Origin of the sequence: Leisingera sp. ANG-M1 (assembly GCF_000813745.1) — a bacterium.
Taxonomy (GTDB): Bacteria; Pseudomonadota; Alphaproteobacteria; order Rhodobacterales; family Rhodobacteraceae; genus Leisingera.
Genome location: NZ_JWLC01000083.1, coordinates 974 through 1243 on the forward strand (window position 1 = coordinate 974; position 270 = coordinate 1243).

Here is a 270-nt window from a genome sequence, read left to right on the forward strand (position 1 = left end):
TCAAGGAGCGCGGCATGGACGTGACCGTGCTGCACCTGATGGGCCACCTGATGGAGCGCCAGCTGGACGAGGCCGCGGGCTACCTGCTGCGCAAGGATCTGGAGGCGCGCGGCATCACCGTGAAGACCCAGGCCTCCACTAAGGCGATCCTGGGCGAGGACCGCGCCCGGGCGGTGCTGCTGGAAAGCGGCGAGACGCTGGGGGCTGATCTGGTGGTGATGGCGGTGGGCATCCGCCCCGAAACCCGGCTTGCAACCGATGCGCATTTGG

General features: G+C 68.5%; 1 protein-coding gene. It reads left to right on the top strand.

What is annotated here, in order from left to right:
• On the top strand, window positions 1-270 hold a 270-nt coding region (locus RA19_RS25490; RefSeq protein WP_193748344.1), incomplete at both ends, for an FAD-dependent oxidoreductase.